At 39.1% G+C, this 20,013-nt stretch carries 16 protein-coding genes and 1 riboswitch; of the genes, 13 read left to right on the top strand and 3 right to left on the bottom strand.

Annotated elements, in window-relative coordinates; genetic code table 11:
* Positions 1 to 281 precede the first annotated feature (281 nt).
* On the bottom strand, positions 282 to 2,345 hold the full coding sequence (locus tag MHI10_RS02530; RefSeq protein ID WP_340782651.1) for a transglycosylase domain-containing protein: 2,064 nt from the start codon (positions 2,343 to 2,345) through the stop codon (positions 282 to 284).
* 284 nt (positions 2,346 to 2,629) lie between these two features.
* Between MHI10_RS02530 and speB the strand changes: the two genes are divergently transcribed.
* Positions 2,630 to 3,502: an agmatinase gene (speB, locus tag MHI10_RS02535; RefSeq protein ID WP_340782652.1), complete on the top strand. Its 873-nt coding sequence runs from the start codon at positions 2,630 to 2,632 to the stop codon at positions 3,500 to 3,502.
* Positions 3,503 to 3,613: 111 nt separating this feature from the next.
* On the opposite strand, the gene MHI10_RS02540 is transcribed toward speB, so the two are convergent.
* Positions 3,614 to 4,699: a GGDEF domain-containing protein gene (locus MHI10_RS02540; RefSeq protein ID WP_340782653.1), complete on the bottom strand. Its 1,086-nt coding sequence runs from the start codon at positions 4,697 to 4,699 to the stop codon at positions 3,614 to 3,616.
* A 214-nt stretch (positions 4,700 to 4,913) separates the two neighbouring features.
* Between MHI10_RS02540 and MHI10_RS02545 the strand changes: the two genes are divergently transcribed.
* From MHI10_RS02545 to MHI10_RS02575, 7 genes are all read left to right on the top strand, one after another.
* The gene (locus tag MHI10_RS02545; protein ID WP_340782656.1) at positions 4,914 to 5,351 is read left to right on the top strand and encodes a DUF1934 domain-containing protein; all 438 of its coding nucleotides are present in this window, start codon (positions 4,914 to 4,916) and stop codon (positions 5,349 to 5,351) included.
* A gap of 2 nt (positions 5,352 to 5,353) precedes the next feature.
* The gene (argS, locus tag MHI10_RS02550; RefSeq protein WP_340782657.1) at positions 5,354 to 7,021 is read left to right on the top strand and encodes an arginine--tRNA ligase; all 1,668 of its coding nucleotides are present in this window, start codon (positions 5,354 to 5,356) and stop codon (positions 7,019 to 7,021) included.
* 193 nt (positions 7,022 to 7,214) lie between these two features.
* Positions 7,215 to 8,393 (top strand): acyl-CoA dehydrogenase family protein, encoded by a 1,179-nt coding sequence (locus tag MHI10_RS02555; protein ID WP_340782660.1) that lies wholly within the window; start codon positions 7,215 to 7,217, stop codon positions 8,391 to 8,393.
* On the top strand, positions 8,390 to 9,259 hold the full coding sequence (locus MHI10_RS02560; protein ID WP_340782662.1) for a transporter substrate-binding domain-containing protein: 870 nt from the start codon (positions 8,390 to 8,392) through the stop codon (positions 9,257 to 9,259). The genes MHI10_RS02555 and MHI10_RS02560 overlap by 4 nt, the downstream gene beginning before the upstream one ends.
* A 74-nt stretch (positions 9,260 to 9,333) precedes the next feature.
* A complete protein-coding gene (locus MHI10_RS02565; RefSeq protein ID WP_340782665.1) occupies positions 9,334 to 10,044 on the top strand; it encodes an amino acid ABC transporter permease in 711 nt (236 codons plus the stop codon).
* A gap of 12 nt (positions 10,045 to 10,056) precedes the next feature.
* Positions 10,057 to 10,767: an amino acid ABC transporter permease gene (locus MHI10_RS02570; RefSeq protein ID WP_340782668.1), complete on the top strand. Its 711-nt coding sequence runs from the start codon at positions 10,057 to 10,059 to the stop codon at positions 10,765 to 10,767.
* Positions 10,768 to 10,779: 12 nt separating this feature from the next.
* Positions 10,780 to 11,535: an amino acid ABC transporter ATP-binding protein gene (locus MHI10_RS02575; RefSeq protein ID WP_340782671.1), complete on the top strand. Its 756-nt coding sequence runs from the start codon at positions 10,780 to 10,782 to the stop codon at positions 11,533 to 11,535.
* Between the two features lie 117 nt (positions 11,536 to 11,652).
* On the opposite strand, the gene MHI10_RS02580 is transcribed toward MHI10_RS02575, so the two are convergent.
* The gene (locus MHI10_RS02580) at positions 11,653 to 12,597 is read right to left on the bottom strand and encodes a polysaccharide deacetylase family protein (RefSeq protein WP_445683171.1); all 945 of its coding nucleotides are present in this window, start codon (positions 12,595 to 12,597) and stop codon (positions 11,653 to 11,655) included.
* 344 nt (positions 12,598 to 12,941) lie between these two features.
* A riboswitch (cobalamin riboswitch) is annotated at positions 12,942 to 13,143 on the top strand.
* A 147-nt stretch (positions 13,144 to 13,290) separates the two neighbouring features.
* On the opposite strand from MHI10_RS02580, the gene MHI10_RS02585 reads away from it, so the two are divergent.
* The 5 genes from MHI10_RS02585 (at position 13,291) to MHI10_RS02605 (ending at position 19,863) form a co-directional block, all read left to right on the top strand.
* Positions 13,291 to 14,253 carry an ABC transporter substrate-binding protein gene (locus MHI10_RS02585; RefSeq protein WP_340782674.1) on the top strand — a complete coding sequence of 321 codons (963 nt, stop codon included), beginning with the start codon at positions 13,291 to 13,293 and terminating at the stop codon, positions 14,251 to 14,253.
* Positions 14,246 to 15,244 carry a FecCD family ABC transporter permease gene (locus tag MHI10_RS02590; protein ID WP_340782676.1) on the top strand — a complete coding sequence of 333 codons (999 nt, stop codon included), beginning with the start codon at positions 14,246 to 14,248 and terminating at the stop codon, positions 15,242 to 15,244. The genes MHI10_RS02585 and MHI10_RS02590 overlap by 8 nt, the downstream gene beginning before the upstream one ends.
* Positions 15,244 to 16,707, top strand: a complete 1,464-nt coding sequence (locus MHI10_RS02595; protein ID WP_340782678.1) for an adenosylcobinamide amidohydrolase — start codon at positions 15,244 to 15,246, stop codon at positions 16,705 to 16,707. The genes MHI10_RS02590 and MHI10_RS02595 overlap by 1 nt, the downstream gene beginning before the upstream one ends.
* Before the next feature lie 150 nt (positions 16,708 to 16,857).
* A complete protein-coding gene (locus MHI10_RS02600; protein WP_340782679.1) occupies positions 16,858 to 17,418 on the top strand; it encodes a cob(I)yrinic acid a,c-diamide adenosyltransferase in 561 nt (186 codons plus the stop codon).
* Between the two features lie 186 nt (positions 17,419 to 17,604).
* The gene (locus tag MHI10_RS02605; RefSeq protein ID WP_340782682.1) at positions 17,605 to 19,863 is read left to right on the top strand and encodes a (Fe-S)-binding protein; all 2,259 of its coding nucleotides are present in this window, start codon (positions 17,605 to 17,607) and stop codon (positions 19,861 to 19,863) included.
* The last annotated feature ends 150 nt before the right edge of the window (positions 19,864 to 20,013 follow it).

Raw genomic sequence — 20,013 nt, forward strand, 5'->3', positions numbered from 1 at the left:
TATGTGACATTTCCTAAACATGGTGATTACGAGGTTGAAACTCTATCCAAAAGAAAGTAAACTGAATTTAAAGCTTGCGAGTAGTAAGTAGGCTAGGACACATGGACAATGGATGGCGATGAGGAAAATAAGGCATTTAAACTTTCCCAAGCTGAATGCTCCATGATTCTCATCCCTTCATTAGCCATCAATAGAAAAGCTCTTTCGTCTTACGGACTAGAACCGGAGACGAAAGAGCTTTTTTAGTTTTAGAAGATTATCCGTCGAATAGTTCCTATCCATCAAAAACTACCCCAAAATGAACGGAATGCTTCACCTGGGAACATGTCCCACACATTACTCCATGAGTCTTTTTCAAAGAAATCAAAAGTCGAACATTTTTTAGTCGGTACATCTTCCGTTTTCATATAAACGACACGTTGATCTGGACATGCGCTTGTTGATAAGTAGCCACTGTTAATATCAACTGAAACGGGTTGAACCCCATTCGGAATGGTGAATGATTCCTTAGCTTTTCCGTCCAGTGCTGTCTCCATAAAATCAATCCATACTTGCTTGGATGCAGCCATATCATCTTTAACTGACAATGTTTTCCCTTGGTCATAGCCGTTCCAAACGCCAGCCGTTAAGCTTGGTGTAAAGCCTAGCATCCACTGATCACTATTCGTTGTCCCAGACTTGGCAGCATACGTATGTGTCATGCGTGGTCGTAACGAAAGACCAGTTGCAGGAGAATAATCACTGTATACAGGATCAAATATGCCAGTCATCATTTGGGTTAAGACAAACGCATCCTTTTCGTTAAGCACTTGCTCTTTTTCAGGTTTTTCATACTTATAAACGACATTTCCTTTTGCATCAGTAATCGAAAGGATTGTTGTGGCATTTCGTTTTTCACCGCCAGCAGCAATGATATTATAGGCATTTGTTAAGTCATACAGTGAATTTTCTGTCGTGCCTAACGCAATTGCAGGATTGTCATCATTTGAAAAATCTAAGCCAAGTCGTTTTTGCATGTCTCGGAAAGGTTTATAACCGATCGTTTCTAAAGTTTTGACCGCATAAACATTGTCAGAAATGGCGAGGGCTTGTGCCATTGATAGCTCATGATCTGCATATTTCTTGTTTACGTTTTGCGGAGTGTAGTTTGCACGACCACTGTCATAAGTAAAGGTTGTTTCGCTTACATCTAAAAATGACATCGGATTAAAGCCTTTCTCTAAAGCAGATGCGTAAAGGATTGGTTTAATTGCCGAGCCAGGTTGACGTTTGCCGAGCGTGACACGGTTGTATGAACTTGCGCTATAATCTCGTCCACCAACAAGGGCTGTCACAAATCCTGTTTGAGTATCCATACTGACTAATCCGACTTGCAAATCGCTATCGGGCATATTCTTTTTCACGGCATTTTCTGCAGCGCGTTGATGGGCTTGGTTAAGCGTCGTTTGAATGGTCCATCCGCCACCGCTAATTGCTAAATTTTTTGATTCTAAAATATCACTTGCCTCAGCCCAAACAACATCTAAAAAGTAAGGGGCAATAGATTTTGTAGCAATCCATTCATCACTTTTTAAAACAAGAGGCTCTTTTGTCGCACGTGTTTTTTCATCCTCAGTAATAATTCCTTGCTCATTCATTAAACGCAAAATGACTTGCTGTCGATTTGTTGCCTTCTCTAAATTGTTTAAAGGGGAATAGTAGCTCGGCCCTTTCGGCACACCTGCAAGCATCGTCGCTTCCGCTAAAGTTAAATCCTTTGCCGATTTTCCGTAAAAATAGCGACTTGCTGCCTCAGCCCCGTACATGCCATGACCGTAATAAACGGTATTTAAATAGCCTTCTAAAATTTCATCTTTCGAATAAAACAGTTCAATACGGTATGCATAGAGCGCTTCATTAATTTTCCGTGTCCAACTCTTTTCATGCGTCAAATATAAATTTCGCGCGTATTGCTGAGTAAGTGTACTAGCCCCTTGCACTTTAGAGCCCGCTTTAATGTCAGCAAGAACAGCGCCAGCGATACGTGAATAATCAAATCCACCATGCTCATAAAAGTCCTTATCTTCCACGGCTATTGTTGCGTCTCTTAAATAAGGAGAAATATCTTTTAGCTCTGTCCAATAGCGACGTTCTTCTGTGAAGCGATCGCCAATCGGATTGTTTTGGCTATCTAAAAAAATGGATGCTTTCGGCACGGTAAGTGGAGGTGCTCCAGCGACTTGCGCGTATATTCGTAATGAAAGAAGGCTGACCGCGACGGCACAAAAAAGACCAATCATAAATAAACCTAGCTTTTTACTAAATTTTCTACGTTTTTTATGCTTGAAGTATTGTTGTCTTTTCAACTCAGTCCACCTCATTTCCTGGGTAATTATCTGCAAATTAAAAAAATTATCTTGCACTTTTCGTTAAAATGGCTATACTTTTTGTCGTAGTCCTCCGATTGGTGTCGATAAATGTCGGTTGCCTTTAATTATACGAAAATAGCGAATAAAAGTTTCGTTTCGTGATTTTAGTATGGACAATTTCGAGGATACATATGCATGAGCAGGAAATATTGTGTATGGTAAAATTAAGAAACGTAAGAAAATAGAGTGAGAAATTAATGGGAAGATGTAGGTGATTGTGGATGCGATTTGATGAAACTTACGCAGGAAATATGTTTATTAAAAGTCATCAAAATTATGAGGAAAGCAAGGCGGTACTTTATGGGATGCCGATGGACTGGACAGTGAGCTATCGTCCGGGGCAGCGCTTTGGTCCAGCTCGAATCCGAGAAGTATCTGTTGGACTAGAAGAGTATAGTTTTTATTTAGATCGTGAGTTAGGAGATGTACCATTCTTTGATGCGGGAGATATTCCGTTACCTTTTGGAAATCCGGAAAAATCGCTCGCTGAAATCAAAAGTTTTGTGCGCCAAGTACTCGCAGATGGCAAAATTCCTGTTGGTATGGGTGGGGAGCATCTCGTTTCATTACCTGTAATGGAAGCGGTGTATGAAAAGCATCCGGATTTAGCGGTTATTCATTTTGATGCACATACAGATTTACGCACGGATTATGAAGGAGAACCTTATTCACACGCAACGCCAATTCGCAAAATTGCGGATACAATCGGCCCAGAAAATGTATATTCATTTGGCATTCGCTCTGGATTGAAGGAAGAACTTCAGTGGGCAAAGGAAAATGGCATGCACATTTCACTTTTTGAAGTTTTCGAGCCATTAAAAGAAGTATTACCTACATTAAAAGGACGCAATGTTTATGTAACGATTGATATCGATGTCCTTGATCCAGCGCATGCACCAGGTACGGGAACAGTCGATGCTGGGGGTATTACACCAAAGGAATTGCTCGCAGCTATTCACGAAATTGCCCGCTCAGAAGTAAATGTGGTGGGTTGTGATTTAGTTGAAGTCGCACCAATTTATGACCATTCGGAAATTACGGTAAATACTGCGGCTAAATTATTGCGTGAAATGATTCTTGGTTGGGTGAAATAGGCGAGGGGAATTGTTCGTCCTAGCAATCCGAAACTATAGTTTATAGAAAATCATCATTTAGAGTAAGAAAACAGCTTATCCCTCAAAAAAATGGGACGAGCTGTTTTTTTTCTATTTCTTCATTAAATTATTTGCATGAAAATAGGACGTTTTAAAATTACTTTTCGCATGTAGTTGGGCAGCGTTAAGATTTTTAATAAGGCTATAGTAATCGGCACCGTTATCTGGAAATGATGCTAAACCAATTGAAGTGGTTATATGGACGGTTCCATGTTGTGGTGATTCAAAAGGCTGCTGGGTAATCTCTTTATTAATCACATGCGCCTCCGTTACGGCGATGGCGGGCGCAACATTTTTTAAAATGATAATAAATTCCTCACCGCTTAATTTCCCAACAAAAGCATCGTTGTTATTGGCGTAATCTTGAAGGATTTGTGCGAGCTGCTTAATGACCACATCACCAGATTGATAGCCGTTAGTAGAAAGAATGGTTTTAAAATCATTAATATGTAACAGCAAAATTGTAAAATTCGTTTCTTTAACGAGCGCATGAACAATGTACTTTTCAATGGACGTATTATTCGGCAACTGTGTTAAGTAATCAATTTTTGATAAATATTTCGTCTCATTAATTTTCTGATTTGTTTCTTTAATCCGATTGATAATAAAGTAAATGGAGTAAAAGGAAATAATCGTAAAGGTTGTATAAAACAATACTAAAGGAAAACCTGCACCATGATAAAAAACGAGGGATAAAATGACACTGCTCATTTCAATTATGCTAATCCAAAAATAGTAGAATATATTTTTATCATTATAGCGATATTTTCTACCAAAGAAAAATAGCAATAGTACGACGAGGATAAAGTTTCCGTTAATAAATAGCATGAGAGGTGTAAACTCTACTAAAAAGAAACGAGCAATGCCCATAATTAAACCACTGATAGCAAGCGCAATAGGGCCTCCAAGTAAGCCGCTTAAAAGCAATGGGATAATTCTTGAGTTAATCATAATGCCGAATGCAACTTGAGAAGATAAAATTGTTAATAGAAGACCCGCGACACCGAAATTAAAGCCGATAATATACGGTTGATAGCGATTAATAATGGGCTTTTCTTGATGATTAAGAAAAGGCCAGTAAATTAAAATAGAAATTGTAGATAATATACAAAAATTGTATAAAATAGTTAGTAGCATAAGAAACTCCCTTTTGTTCAAATTAATTATCACGTTTATTATAATGAAATATGACTGAAATGGGGAAAATGACGAATATTTTTTGTAAACAGCTCTACCACTGGGATGGGCGTAAATATGCCCAAGTGTAATGGGTGAGTTGAGTCTTGCTTATAGGCGTTCATTTATCCTATAATAAAAAGGTTATAGAAATCGAAGTAAGGGAGCGACTGCTATGGTGAAAGAGACAGGGAAAACAGTTAAAATAAAAATTGTTTCCTCCATCATTCCAACCGATGGCGAGCTTGAAAAATATGAAATGTGGCTTGAAGGCAATCACATTGAAAAAGGTGGAAGTTCGTACTTACGGTATAAGGAAGTACAGGAAGACTTGGAAATTCAAACGACGGTGAAATTAACGGAAAATCAATCGGTTATTTTGCGAAAAGGTGGCGTTAATATGCGCTTACCATTGAATCCAAATCGACGCGAAGATGGCCATTATGAAAGTCCAATGGGTTCACTTCCAATCACAACGAATACACATCAGCTATCATTAGAAGTAAATAAAGATCAGCAAGCTTCAGGGCGTTTTTTGACGCAATATGATCTTATAATTGGCGGAAGTTCAGTCGGCCACTATACATTAGAAATACATTATTCGGAGGTATAAAGATGAACGCAGTAGAACAATTACAGCAGTCCATTAAAGCGGCACTTGCAGCAGCAGTAGAAAAAGCAGGGTTAGTGGAAGCAGGTACACAATTAAACATCCATTTAGAAACACCAAAAGATAAAGCAAATGGTGATTTCGCAACGAATATCGCGATGCAATTAACAAAGTTAGCAAAAAAGCCACCTCGCGCAATTGCAGAGGCGATTATAGAAAACGTTGAAACAGCAGGGACAGATATCGAAAAAATCGACATCGCAGGTCCTGGTTTCTTAAATATTACAGTACGTAAAGATTTCCTTGCAAGTGTAGTAAAAGCGGCATTTGAACAAGGTGAAGTGTATGGTCGCTCAAATGCGGGTGGCGCACAAAAAGTACAGGTTGAATTCGTTTCTGCCAACCCAACTGGTGACTTACATTTAGGTCATGCGCGCGGTGCATCTGTAGGGGATTCTTTATGCAATGTGCTTGATTTTGCTGGCTATGATGTGTCACGTGAATACTATATTAATGACGCGGGTAATCAAATTAACAATTTAGCGTACTCTTTAGAAGCGCGCTATAAGCAAGCGTTAGGTATGACAGCGGAAATGCCTGAAGATGGCTACCACGGTCAAGATATTATTGACATTGCAGGAAGCTTATCAAAAGAATTTGGTGCAACGATTTTAGATAAAACGGATGAAGAGCGTTTTGAATTTTTCCGTGAGCACGGCTTAAAGTTAGAGTTAGACAAGCTGAAAAAAGACTTAAAAGATTTCCGTGTTGATTTCGATGTGTGGTATTCAGAAACATCGTTATATAAAAACGGCAAAATCGAAGTAGCATTAGATAAATTAAAAGCGAATGGTCACGTATTTGAAGAAGAGGGCGCGACTTGGTTCCGTTCGACAACTTTTGGTGATGATAAAGACCGCGTATTAATTAAAAATGACGGCTCATTCACATATTTAACACCGGATATTGCGTACCATGAAGATAAAATTGTGCGTGGTTTTCAAAAATTAATTAACATTTGGGGAGCGGATCACCACGGCTACATTCCACGTATGAAAGCGGCAATCGAGGCACTTGGCTATGACCGTGAAACGTTAGAAGTAGAAGTGATTCAAATGGTTCAGCTATACAAAAATGGCGAGAAATTTAAAATGTCAAAACGTACTGGTAATGCAGTAACGATGCGTGAGCTTGTAGAAGAAGTAGGGCTAGATGCTGTACGTTATTTCTTCGTTAAAACAGCGGGCGATTCACATATGGACTTCGATTTAGACTTAGCCGTTTCACAATCGAATGAAAACCCAGTGTATTATGCACAATACGCACACGCTCGTATATCTTCAATTTTACGTTCAGCTGAGGAGCAAGGTTTTGCAGCTTCTTTAGAAAACGTTGCATTACTAACAGCTGAAAAAGAAGAAGACGTTCTGAAAAAAGTTGGCGCGTTCCCACAAGTGGTGGCAGATGCAGCGAAGCACCGTACACCGCACCGTATCGCCAACTATATTCAAGAATTAGCAGCAGCATTCCACAGCTTCTACAATGCTGAAAAAGTGTTAAATGCGGATAACAAAGAGTTAACAGAAGCGCGTTTAGCATTAATTACAGCAGTAAAAACAACATTAGCAAATGCATTAAAATTAATCGGTGTAAGCGCGCCGGAGAAGATGTAATTTCAATTATCCATAATGACCAGTCACTTTCTTTTATTAGAAAGTGGCTGTTTTTTTTGCGTGTAAGAGGGATGCCAAAATAACTAATTTACTATTCCTATAAAAAAACTAGGAATTAATTATTGACTGCTGAATATTCTGAAAGTATGATAGAGTGCAACAGTTAAAATTGAGAAAAAAGGTGGCGTTTCATTTGAGTAAACAATTATTTGTTCAGACCGAAAAACAACAGTACTGGTTGGAGAAACTTGCGACTCTTGAAGAGGAGTTTAAGCAAACAGCGCAGCGAGTAGATGAAGAATCTGTTTTCCCTTTTGAAAATTTTAAAAAGCTACGCGAAATAGGTTATACGAAAACTACTTTACCGGTGGAATTTGGCGGGGAAGGTTTTACGGTTTATGATGCGGTATTAATTCATGAAACATTATCAAGTTATTGCGGTAGCACAGGTTTAGCTGCATCTTGGACGGTTCAAAATATAGGTGAGCTTTTTGAAAATCGTTATTGGGAGCAATCAAAGTTGGAAGCATTTGCACAGGAAGTTAACCGAGGCGCGACGATTAACCGTGCAGTAAGTGAGTTTGCGATGGGCAGTCCAGTGCGCGGTGGCAGACCAGCAACAACGGCAAAAAAAGACGGTGAAATTTATATTATTAACGGGCGCAAAAATTATACGAGTGGTGCACCGGACTTAGATTATTTTTTAGTATCGGCTTGGGTGGAAGAAAGCGATCATGTAGGCTTTTTCCTCGTACCAAAAACAGCAACGGGCGTATCGGTGGATAACACTTGGGATGTACTTTCGATGCGAGGTACGGGGAGTGATGACCTTGTACTCGATAATGTACGCGTGGAGCTTTCTTCTTTGGTTGAAATTCCGAGTTATTCTACCGGTTTTAAATTAAACGGTTGGTTATTATTAATTCCTGCCACTTATTTAGGCATTGCGCAAGCAGCTCGTGATTATGCGGTAAACTTTGCAACGCAACATTCACCAAACAGTATTCAAGGAACGATTGCTGAATTGCCTAATGTACAAAACTTAATCGGAGAGATGGATTTAGAATTGGCAAACGCCCGATTTACACTGTACGGGGTTGCGCAATTGTACAGCAACCCGCAGACGAAATCGAAAATTACGAATGAAGTGAATATCGCCAAACATGTAGTGACCAATACGGCGATTCAAGTGGTAGATAAAGCGATGCGCTTAGTCGGTGCGAAAAGTTTACAACGCACGAATCCATTACAAAGGTATTACCGAGATGTACGTGCGGGGCTCCATAATCCGCCAATGGATGATATAACGATTAAAAAGTTGGCAGAAACAGCAATAAAGGACTATCAAATAAAGAAAGAGGTAATTTTATGAACGTGAAAAAATTAGTGAATTTTGCAATTATTAGTTTTGCGGCAGTAGCTATTTTAGCTGCTTGTGGGAATAATCCAGATTCAAGTTCAGCTTCTGCAGGAGAAAATAAAGACGGTGTAACGGTAGTTAAAGTAGCTTACGATCAGGCGAGTAAACCGATGTCCTATATTGACGAAAAAGGCAATGCAACAGGCTACGATGTAGAAGTGATGAAACTCGTGGATGAAGCGCTAGAAGACTATGAATTTCAATATGTTGGCACAACGAGTGATGACTTATTAATCGGTGTGGAGCAAGGGAAATACGATGTTGGTGTCAAAAATGCCTTTTGGACGGAAGAACGCACGCAAAAGTATATTTTCCCGCAACAATTTTTAGGGTTAAGTAGTGCCGGGATCGTTTTGAAAAAAGAAAATGAACAGATTAAAAATTTAAGTGATTTTGCATCAGCCGGTTTTAAATTAGCGCCGATTGCTGCAAATAATGCACAGTACACAGTAATCGCTGAATACAATGAGAAAAATCCAAATAATCCAGTAAACTTGAAAGCTGGTGAAGAGTTTTCCGTAGATGTCGTGCAATGGGTAAATGAAGGGCGCGTTGATGGTGGCGTTATTATTGAGGGTGCTTTCAACGGGCAAGTTTTAACGGAAGGTGGTCCGTATTATAACTTGAAAGATGATGTTGTTTATAACGAATTTGCCGTGATTAAAACATGGCCGTTATTTAATAAAAAGCAACAGCAATTTGCAGATGCTTATGATCAAGCAATTGCTGAAATAAAAGAAACCGATGCGTTACGGAAATTAAGTGTCGAATTTTACGGGAAAGATTTGTTTGAAGTATTAGATACTGTAGAGCGATAACTGAATGGAGCTGCTAAAGATATTCTGCTTAGCTGCTCTTTTTACTCAAAAGTTGATTAGGAGGTGGCTAGCAGTTGGAAAAATACTTTGATGTGTCCTATATTTGGTCAGCACTCCCCGCATTGCTCCCTTATTTATGGATTACGATTTATATCGCCGTGCTTTCAGTCATTTGTGGCTCAATCATGGGGTTTGGATTAGCAGCAGCAAAATTAAGTCAAAAGAAATGGCTGCAAGTTTTAGCGGAAGGTTATACAACGATTATGCGCTGTACACCTTCTATTGTATTGCTGTTTTTAGTTTATTATGGTGTGCCTGCATTTGCTGAAAATCTTTTCGAAGTCAATTTGCAAAATGTTTCATCAGGTGTTTTTGTCGTCATGACATTTAGCTTACAGTTTGCGGCAATGATGTCTGAAGTTATCCGGTCGGCATATTTAGCCATTGACCGAGGACAATTTGAGGCAGCTGTAAGTGTTGGCCTAACACCAATTCAAGCGTACCGACGCATTATTTTACCACAAGCTTTGGTCATTGCCTTACCGAATTTCGGAAATGGCTTTATCTCGGTTTTACAAGAGGGAGCACTCGCCTATACGATTGGTTTTATCGACATTGTAGGGAAGGCGAATTTAATTATTGCAAACAATTACGGGACACATACATTAGAAATTTTCATCGCACTTGCGGTTATTTATTGGTTACTGGCGATGGCGATTGAAAAGGTATTTGGATTGCTTGAAAAAGTATTTCGAAAAGGGAAGCAACCGATTCGGGCGACATAGGAGGGACGCTTTATGGGATTCATTGATTGGCAATTTTTAATTAATACATTTTTTATAGCATTAAGCGGTGTTCCAGTGGCGCTTCTTGTCACCATTATTTCATTAATAGTTGCAGTTCCTTTTGGATTTTTACTCGCATTGTCCCGCATTTATGAAATACCAGTACTCAATTCATTTGCGAAATTATATATTTCATTCGTCCGTGGTACACCCATTATTATTCAAATTTTTGTCCTGTATGCAACGATTCCACTACTGCTAAATGGGCTGTTTGAGAAATATCAGATTGATTACCCAATCTATGAAATTAACCCACTTTGGTATGCGTTTATTATATTTTCATTTAACACGACGGCTGTATTAATCGAAGTTTTTCGCTCGGCATTACAAACCGTATCGAAAGGGCAAATTGAGGCGGCACATTCAGTTGGATTGACGACAACACAAGCATATAGACGTATTATTATCCCGCAAGCTTTAGTTGCAGCGATGCCAAATTTATGTACAGCAACGATTAATTTAATAAAAGCAACATCACTAGGATATGCCATTTCTCTGCAAGAAATTACGTTAAAAGCAAAAGTTGAAGCCAATTTCGGCTACAACTATTTAGAAGCATATCTTGATATTTTCATTGTGTATTTACTCATTTGTATCGCTGTGGAGTATTTATTTAAATGGTATGAAAAGAGATTAAGTCGGTATAAGTCGGCTTTTATTTAAGGGGGGCGCGGTGTGTTAGAAATTAAAAATATCCATAAAACATTCGGCAAGAATGAGATTTTAAAAGGTGTGGATTTAACGATTGATAAAGGGGATGTCGTCGTTATTTTAGGTCCGAGTGGCTCTGGCAAAACGACACTTCTCCGTTGCATTAACTTTTTAGAACGTGCAGATGAAGGCACAGCAAGCTTTGATACGATTCAAGTGGATTTGCATAATGCATCGAAAAAGGACATTTTAGCGATTCGCAAAAAAACGGCTTTTGTTTTTCAAAACTATAATTTATTTGCGAATAAAACCGCACTTGAAAATGTGGCAGAAGGGCTCCATATCGGGCGTGGTATGAAAAAGGAAGAAGCATTAAAAACTTCGCGTGAAGCACTGGACCGGGTCGGTTTATCTGAAAAATACGATGCTTATCCAAGTCAGCTTTCGGGTGGGCAACAGCAGCGGGTTGGAATTGCGCGCGCGGTCGCTTTGAATCCAGATATTATTTTATTTGATGAACCTACGTCAGCATTAGATCCAGAGCTTGTTGGAGAGGTGTTAACCGTTATGAGGGAGATAGCCAAGGAAGGGACGACAATGCTTGTTGTAACGCATGAAATGTCATTCGCACGCGATGTAGCAAACCGGGTTATCTTTATGGATGGGGGAAATATTGTAGAGGAAGGCACGCCACATGAAATTTTTGTCCAACCAAAAGAAGAGAGGACAAAACGTTTTCTTCAGCGCGTGTTGCCGGATGATTATACGTATCATATATAAAGGTCGGAATGGGTGAATTTTTACTTGCGATGTCATTCATAACATATCGGCCTCTTTATTGATCAACCTAATATTTGAATAATCAGGTGTATCCATGTAGAGGCCATATTAAGGAGATTACAGACGTGCATCCTTCTGAAAGTTAAGGGCGAAATGATTAGCTTCTTCGTATACGGCAAACTTATACCCCTGTTCTCTGTAAAATGCAATAATCTCTGGAAGTGCCGCCAAAGTTTGTGGTTTTTCGTGCATTAGCACAACTTCTCTATCAGCTTTTGTGCCACTTTTAATATTCTCTATAATTTGGGATGGATTATCTTTTAACGACCAGTCATTGGAATCAATTGTCCAATCCCAAACTTTAATGTTTGCGTCTACGATTTGATTGCGAATCTGTTCACTTTTCAACCCTGGTGCGGAACCATAAGGAGGGCGAACTAAACGGGGGTTTGTACCAGTAATCTCATGAATTAGTGCTAACGCTTCGTTCATCTCGGGTACAAACTGATTATCCTTGTATAATGTTTTGGATTCATGCGTCATGCTATGGGCACCGATATAATGTCCTTCTGTTGTTGCCCGTTTTACACTTTCCTGGAGATGCTTCTTTTTCAGGTTACTTCCTTGCATGAAAAAGGTTACTTTCACATTTTGCTCGTATAAGACATCTAGAAATTGGCCTGTTAATATGCTAGGACCATCATCAAATGTTAGGTAGACCACTTTATCTAAAGATATTTCTTCTGTACTTGCTTGTTCCTTATCTTGGCTGATTGGGGCTTCTACCTCCTCTGTAGAATCTTGTTGGGTGTTGTTGTTAACTTCAGAATTTGAGTGTTCTAAAGATTCTTCCTTTAGATTAGTTTGTTCTTTACCTTGGTTAATCGAAGGCTCTACTTTTTCGGTCATATCTTGCTTACTACTTTTTTCATTAATAGCATACGATTTTCCTACAATAAAACCAGCAAAAAAAATAGGGATTAGCATAACCAGTATCGTCATTACAATTCGTGATCTTCTTTTTTTTCTTCTTTTGTCATACTCATTTTGTGGTGCTCTCATGATTGTTAAATCCTCCTGCTGTAAATTTGAGTGTTTATGTACGTTCGTTTTTCCGTATATTATATGAAACTAGTAGACATTTGAATGTGTTTGCTATTTGAAGTGCAAAGCGATAGTGGACCTCTCGATGTTTTGTAATAATAAAATATTCACTTTTTCTAATTTTCAACATGTCGCAAATACGTTCTACCTATTTGACGGGTCAGGCAAATAAAAAGTTTATATTAATTTTATATAAATAGGTTCAACTTATATATTTAATGAATAGTGATGAAGTTTCTGAAAACTCCCTCTTATCTACATACAAACATTCATTCTTCCGCTATAATAGAATAACCTATCAATTAAATAAGAAATGTGAAGGTTCTTAAAAAATTAGTTTTTCAAATTAATGAATAAGGATTAAAAGGGAAATCGGTTTCAGTCCGATGCGGTCCCGCCACTGTAAATGCGAGTTTGTTGAAAAAAGCCACTGAAGAAATTTGGGAAGGTATCAACAAGTATTCATGCATGAGCCAGGAGACCTGCCTCTACATTGCCAACAGTAAACCTGCGAGGATCGGGAGTGGCTTATAATTATCGATTCGAAATTATTTGCATACATCAATGGAAGTCTCCCAAGTTGGAGGCTTCTTTCTTTTGGTTGAAAAAACGGTTCTAGATAGGCTACGTAAAATTTAGGAGGAAAATAAAATGAAGAAAATACAAAGTTTAGCAATGCTCTTTTTAATGGCGATGCTCGTACTAGTAGGTTGTGGCACAGGGGATTCTAAGCCTACAACAAATGATACAGAACAAAACAAAACAGCAAAAGGTAAGGATAGTGCAGCTGCACAATTCCCTGTAACGGTAACGGATTCACTAGGAAGAGAGATAGCATTAGAAAAACAACCCGAACGTATTATTTCTCTTGCCCCTTCAAATACTGAAATTTTATTTGGCTTAGGGTTAAATGAAGAAATTGTCGGCGTTTCAGATAACGATACTTTCCCAGAACAAGCAACGACAAAGGAAAAAGTAGGCGGCATGGAATTTAATTTAGAGCTAATCGCATCACTTAAACCAGACATCGTATTTGCGCATGAATCAGGCATGTACAATTTTGAAAAGGGCATGGAACAGTTAGAAGCAATGGGCATTGCTGTTTTTGTCGTAAAAAATACGGTGAATTTTGAAGAAACATATGAAACGATGAAGCAAATTGGGCAACTAACAGGCAAGGTAGCACAAGCAGATGAGATGGTTGCTACTATGCAAAAAGATATTGAAGAAATGACAACTAAGGCAGTTGGTTTAGATGGGAAATCGGCATTTATTGTTGTAGGTACGAACCCCGATTTATACGCGGTTGGCACAGGAACATTTATTAATGAAATGCTTCATACGGTAGGTGTTAAAAATAGTGTGACACAACCAGGTTGGCTACAATATAGCGCAGAGCAATTTGTAAGTGACAATCCAGAAGTGATTTTAGTAACATACGAAGACGATATTGAGGCAATTTTATCAAATCCAGCTTATGCAGAAATGGATGCAGTGAAATCTGGAAATGTTCATTTAATTGATGCGGATACAACAAGTCGTCAAGGACCTCGTATTGTAGAAGGTATTCAATCAATTGCACAAACAATGTATCCAGAGGTTTTCGGTGAATAAAAAATATACATTCGCTTATTTAGTATCAATCGTTTTGCTGCTATTAAGCGTATGGCTCGGTGTGTCAATTGGCTCGGTTAATATTCCGATTGCAACATTATGGGACAAGGCGACTGATCCCGTTGCCCACAGTATTTTATGGAAAATCAGAATGCCCCGTGTCATTTTAGCAGCAATTATCGGAGCTTCTTTAGCGATTGCAGGTGCAGCTTTTCAAGGGTTGCTTAAAAATCCACTGGCAGATCCGTATACATTAGGAATTTCTTCAGGTGCCTCGGTTGGTGCTGTGATGACGATTTTCCTAGGTATCTCGATTCCATTATTGGGAACCTTTACATTACCTGTATTTAGTATGATTGGTGCGCTACTAACGATGATTGCAGTATTAAGCTTTGCGCGAATCGTAGACCGTACACTGAAAATGGAAACACTTATTTTAACAGGTGTTATTTTTAGTTCCTTTTTAGGTTCTTGCATTTCGTTAATGGTCGCCTTAACAGGAGAAGAGTTGCGAGAAATTATCGGTTGGCTTTTAGGCAGTGTTTCAATGCGCGGTTGGCCGTATGTGAAAATGATTTTGCCATTCGCGATTATCGGAACCGTTATTATTTGGTTACAACGCCGCGAATTAAATGCGATGATTTATGGTGAAGAACGTGCGCAATATTTAGGAGTTAATGTGAAACGTAGTAAATTTATGATTTTAGCGGGTGGTTCGATGCTAACAGGTGCATCTGTTGCAGCGTCTGGTACAATTGGCTTTGTTGGTCTTGTAATTCCGCATATGGTCCGCAGTATTATCGGGGCAGATCATCGACATTTACTCCCAATTTCCTTATTGAACGGGGCAAGCTTACTCGTCATTTGTGATTTAGTATCGCGGACAATTATTGCGCCAGTTGAGCTACCAATCGGTGTAATTACAGCGTTTATCGGTGCACCAGTATTTGCTTATATTTTCTTTAAACAGCGTAGAAAGGGGGGAGCATGATGCTAAAGGTTCAAAATATTTCAGGTGGCTATCATGCAAACCCAATTGTCAAAAACATGTCATTTCAAGTAGGTAAGGGAAAAATTCTTGGAATACTTGGACCGAATGGTAGCGGCAAATCGACACTATTAAAAATTATTAGTGGTGTACTTAAACCGCAAGACGGGCAAATCATCATAGATGGGCAAGCAATTGAAAGTTATTCTGTGAAACAGTTAGCAAAAAAAATGGCGGTACTCCCTCAACTACATGCGAGCAGTTTTTCAAATACTGTCTATGATGCGATTTCTTTAGGGCGTTACCCACATCAAAGTGGCTTTTTCTCTTCATGGTCAAAAAAAGATGAACAGGCAGTACAGACGGCGATGGAACAAACAGGTGTGGCACGTTATAAAGAGCATTATTTAGAGCTGTTATCGGGCGGTGAGCAGCAACGTGTATTTATTGCACAAGCATTGGCGCAAAATTCGGAGCTACTGTTATTAGACGAACCGACGAACCATTTAGATATCGCACATCAAAAACAAATTTTAGATATGATTCGCCAACAAGTGGAACAAAATGGATTAACAGTCGTGTCCATATTCCATGATATTAACCTAGCTTCACTTTATTGCGATGAATTATTACTATTAGAAGACGGCGAAATGCGTGCGTTTGGATTACCGCATGAAGTCGTTTTACAAGGGCAAATAGAGGACGTTTACCAAGCGCGAATTGCTACATATCCGCATCCTGAATTACCGAAACCACAAATTACGATGCTACCAGCGAAGGAAATGCAACGTAATTTTGCAAAGGTAGTGGTAGACGATTTTCGCATAACGGAGGACTATATTGAATACACTGCACAAGCTCCGTTAAAAGTTGTTTCTTCCGCGGTGCATAATGCGGGAATCGGTTGGTATGAAAGCTTTTTAAATCGCGCTATTTCTCCTTACTATGATATAAATAAAGTAAATGATGAAACGGTTGCCTTTTTACAGCAGCATCAGTTTGCTCCTACGAATACAGTTGTTATGTTGACCGCGGTGGCTATGAACTGTGCAGAAATTCAAGCTTTTTCATCAGGAAGTTGTGAAATCGTCGTCATGGTTACAGCAGGTGTTGGTAATGGTATTGATGTAACGAAAGCGTATTTGCGTGATGATTCATTTCATATCGGTACGGTGAATACGTGGGTTTTTGTGAATGGCAAGCTGTCCGATGAAGCATTTATCCAAGCGATGATTACCGCAACAGAGGCGAAGACAAAAGCATTTGCAGAACAGCAAGTGGTTGATCAACAAACGAAAACGATTGCTACGGGTACAGCAACAGATAGCTTATTAATTGCCGCGACACAGCAGGGCGAGAAAATGCCTTATGCAGGACCAATTACCGAAATTGGAAAGCTAATTGGGCGAGGCGTTTTTGAAACTACGATGGCGGCAATCGTTAAATACAAGCAAGCGCGGAAATAGTTTTACGCTAAAGCGGTGTTGGCATTGGCTATTAAATGAGTTTATTTGGCGATTAACCGTATCAGTTTGGCTAATAACGGATAAATTCTGGCGATTAACGATTGAAAAATGGCTATAAAGTGAAGATTCAATCATGAAAGGGTGAGTAGAATGAAATTATATACGAAGCAAGGCGATAAAGGGAAAACAAGCATTATCGGAGGTCGTGTCGACAAAGACCATTTACGCGTACAAGCATATGGCACGATTGATGAGCTGAATTCTTTCATTGGGAAGGCCATTTTTGAACTGGAAAAAGGTAAATTTGCAGATATTATTGCGGACTTAACGTCAATCCAGCATGAGCTATTTGATGGTGGTGGTGACTTAGCGAATGTTATGAAAGAACGCCACTATAAGCTAAAAGAAGAGCCAATTACTATTTTAGAGCAACGCATTGACGCTTTATCAGAAGAAGCTCCACCATTACAACGATTTATTTTACCAGGTGGTTCACCAGCAGCTGCAACCCTTCATATTGCACGTACAGTAGCGCGCCGTGCAGAGCGTGAAACGGTGACACTCATGAAGGAAATAGAAGACGTATCACCAGTTGTTCAAAAGTATTTAAATCGATTATCAGATTATTTATTTGCGGCAGCGCGCATAGCAAACAGTCGATTATCTATCCCAGATGTCGAGTATATTCGCAGTGCTAATGTATTCAAATAACCGTAAAAAGCTAGCTAACGATTAGAAAATCGTTAAGCTAGCTTTTATTATAACTATATTAAATTTTCAGAATTAATTTGAAATAGTGTTGACTGAATGCTCATTCATAACTAAAATGAAAATATAGTTTAATTGAAAAAACTTCAAACAAAGGGGTTTGGAATTTTAGTTTAAAGGGGGAGCGTCATGAATGCATTATTAATTGTCAATTGGATAGCGTTTGGTGCGGTGTTACTTTATGCACTTGGTTTATTCGTTTATTTATTAAAAACGCGCTATGACTTTATTCAATTAGGTAGAAAAGAAGAGTTCGATCAAAAATTATCGGCCCGCATTGGCGATATTGTCGAAAAAGTATTTGGACAGTCAAAATTATTGAAGGATAAGAAAATGGGCTTAACGCATGTTTTCTTCTTCTACGGATTTTTACTCGTACAACTTGGTGCGATTGATTTAATTTTGAAAGGTTTAATACCAGGTACACATTTGCCGCTTGCTGGACTGTATCCTGTGTTTACATTCTTCCAAGAAATCGTGGCACTTGTTATTTTAGTAGCTGTATTTACTGCATTTTACCGCCGCTATGTGGAAAAGCTTGTCCGCTTAAAACGCGGCTTTAAAAATGGACTTGTTCTTATTTTTATCGGTGGGTTAATGCTGTCAACTTTAGTAGCAAACGGAATGGGCTTAATTTGGCATGGAGAAGGTTTAACAGGTGCCGAGCCAGTTGCATCGGGCATCGCTTGGTTATTCCAATGGTTACCACAAACAGCAGCTATCGGAATTTTTTATGTGATGTGGTGGGCGCACTTACTATTCTTATTAACATTCTTAGTGTATATTCCGCAATCAAAGCATTTCCATTTAATTACGTCGATTATCAACGTATTTGCCAATCGTCAAGAGCGTATGGGAACACTGCGCCCGATTGACTTTGCAGCATTAGAAGAGGCAGAAGATGAAGAAAGTATGCCGCCACTAGGTGTTGGGAAAATTCATGATTTCACACAAAAACAAATGCTAGATTTATATGCGTGTGTGGAATGTGGGCGTTGTACGAATATGTGTCCTGCAACGGGTACAGGGAAAATGTTATCACCAATGGATTTAATCGTAAAATTGCGCGATCACTTAACATTTACGGGTGCGGTTGAAACGAAGCAAAAGCCGTGGGTACCATTTTCATTCTTTAAAAACACACAAGGAAATCAGCTTGCAATGGCGGCTGGTGCAGAAGGGGCAGTAATTGATAACATTTATAGCCCATCTTTAATCGGTGATGTTATTACAGAAGAAGAAATTTGGGCTTGTACAACATGCCGTAACTGTGAAGATCAATGTCCGGTTATGAATGAGCATGTGGATAAAATTATTGATCTACGTCGTTATTTAACGATGACAGAAGGAAAGGTTAACCCAGATGCACAACGCGCGATGACGAATATCGAGCGTCAAGGAAATCCATGGGGCTTAAACCGTAAAGAAAAAGAAAACTGGCGTGACCTTGATCCATCGATTTCAGTTCCAACAGTAAAAGAGTTGAAAAAATCAGGCGAAGAAATGGACTATTTATTCTGGGTAGGTTCGATGGGGGCATTTGATAACCGCTCACAAAAAATCGCCTTAGCTTTTGCGAAGTTGATGAATGAAGCAGGCGTGAAGTTCGCGATTTTAGGCAACAAAGAAAAGAACTCTGGAGATACACCGCGCCGCTTAGGAAATGAGTTTTTATTCCAAGAGCTTGCAACGGCAAATATTGATGAGTTCGAAAAAAATGATGTGAAAAAAATCGTTACAATCGACCCGCATGCATATAATATTTTCAAAAATGAGTACCAAGATTTCGGGTGGAAAGGTGAAGTATTACACCATACAGAATTGCTATACGATTTAATCCAGGATGGTCGTTTGACGATGGATTACCGCGTGGATGAAACGATTGTATTCCATGATTCTTGCTACTTAGGTCGCTACAATGATGTGTACGATCCGCCACGTGAAATTTTAAAAGGTATTCCAGGCGTGAAGCTTGTAGAAATGGCACGTAATCGTGAAGAAGGCATGTGCTGTGGTGCCGGTGGTGGTTTAATGTGGATGGAAGAGCATGTTGGAAACCGCATTAATGTGGCGCGTACAGAACAAGCCGTTGCAACTGAGGCATCGGTCATTTCATCTGGCTGTCCGTACTGCTTAACAATGCTATCAGATGGCACGAAAGCAATCGAAGTAGAAGACAAAGTAGGCACGTACGACATCGCAGAATTACTAGAGCGTGCTGTATTTGGAACGAAAGTAGCTTCTACAGAGGAAGAAGAGCTTGTGGAAGCACTTGAAGAAACGACTCCAGTTGCAGAAGTAGTCGAGATGAAAGAAGCAGTAGCTGTAAGTGGTGTGGAATCGGTAGTGGAAGGATTATCGACAATATCAGAAGAGAAAGACGTTTAAAGGATGATATATTAATAAAACTTTTAATTCTAAAAATTTGGTTGATTAATAATTTTAGATTTTGTAAAATGTAAATGGGAGTAAACTTACTCCCATTTTTTACACAATCATATTGAGCGAGCGTTCAGTCAACTATGAAAAAGGCAAAAA

It is taken from the genome of Solibacillus sp. FSL K6-1523 (assembly GCF_038005225.1).
In the GTDB taxonomy this organism is placed as follows: domain Bacteria; phylum Bacillota; class Bacilli; order Bacillales_A; family Planococcaceae; genus Solibacillus.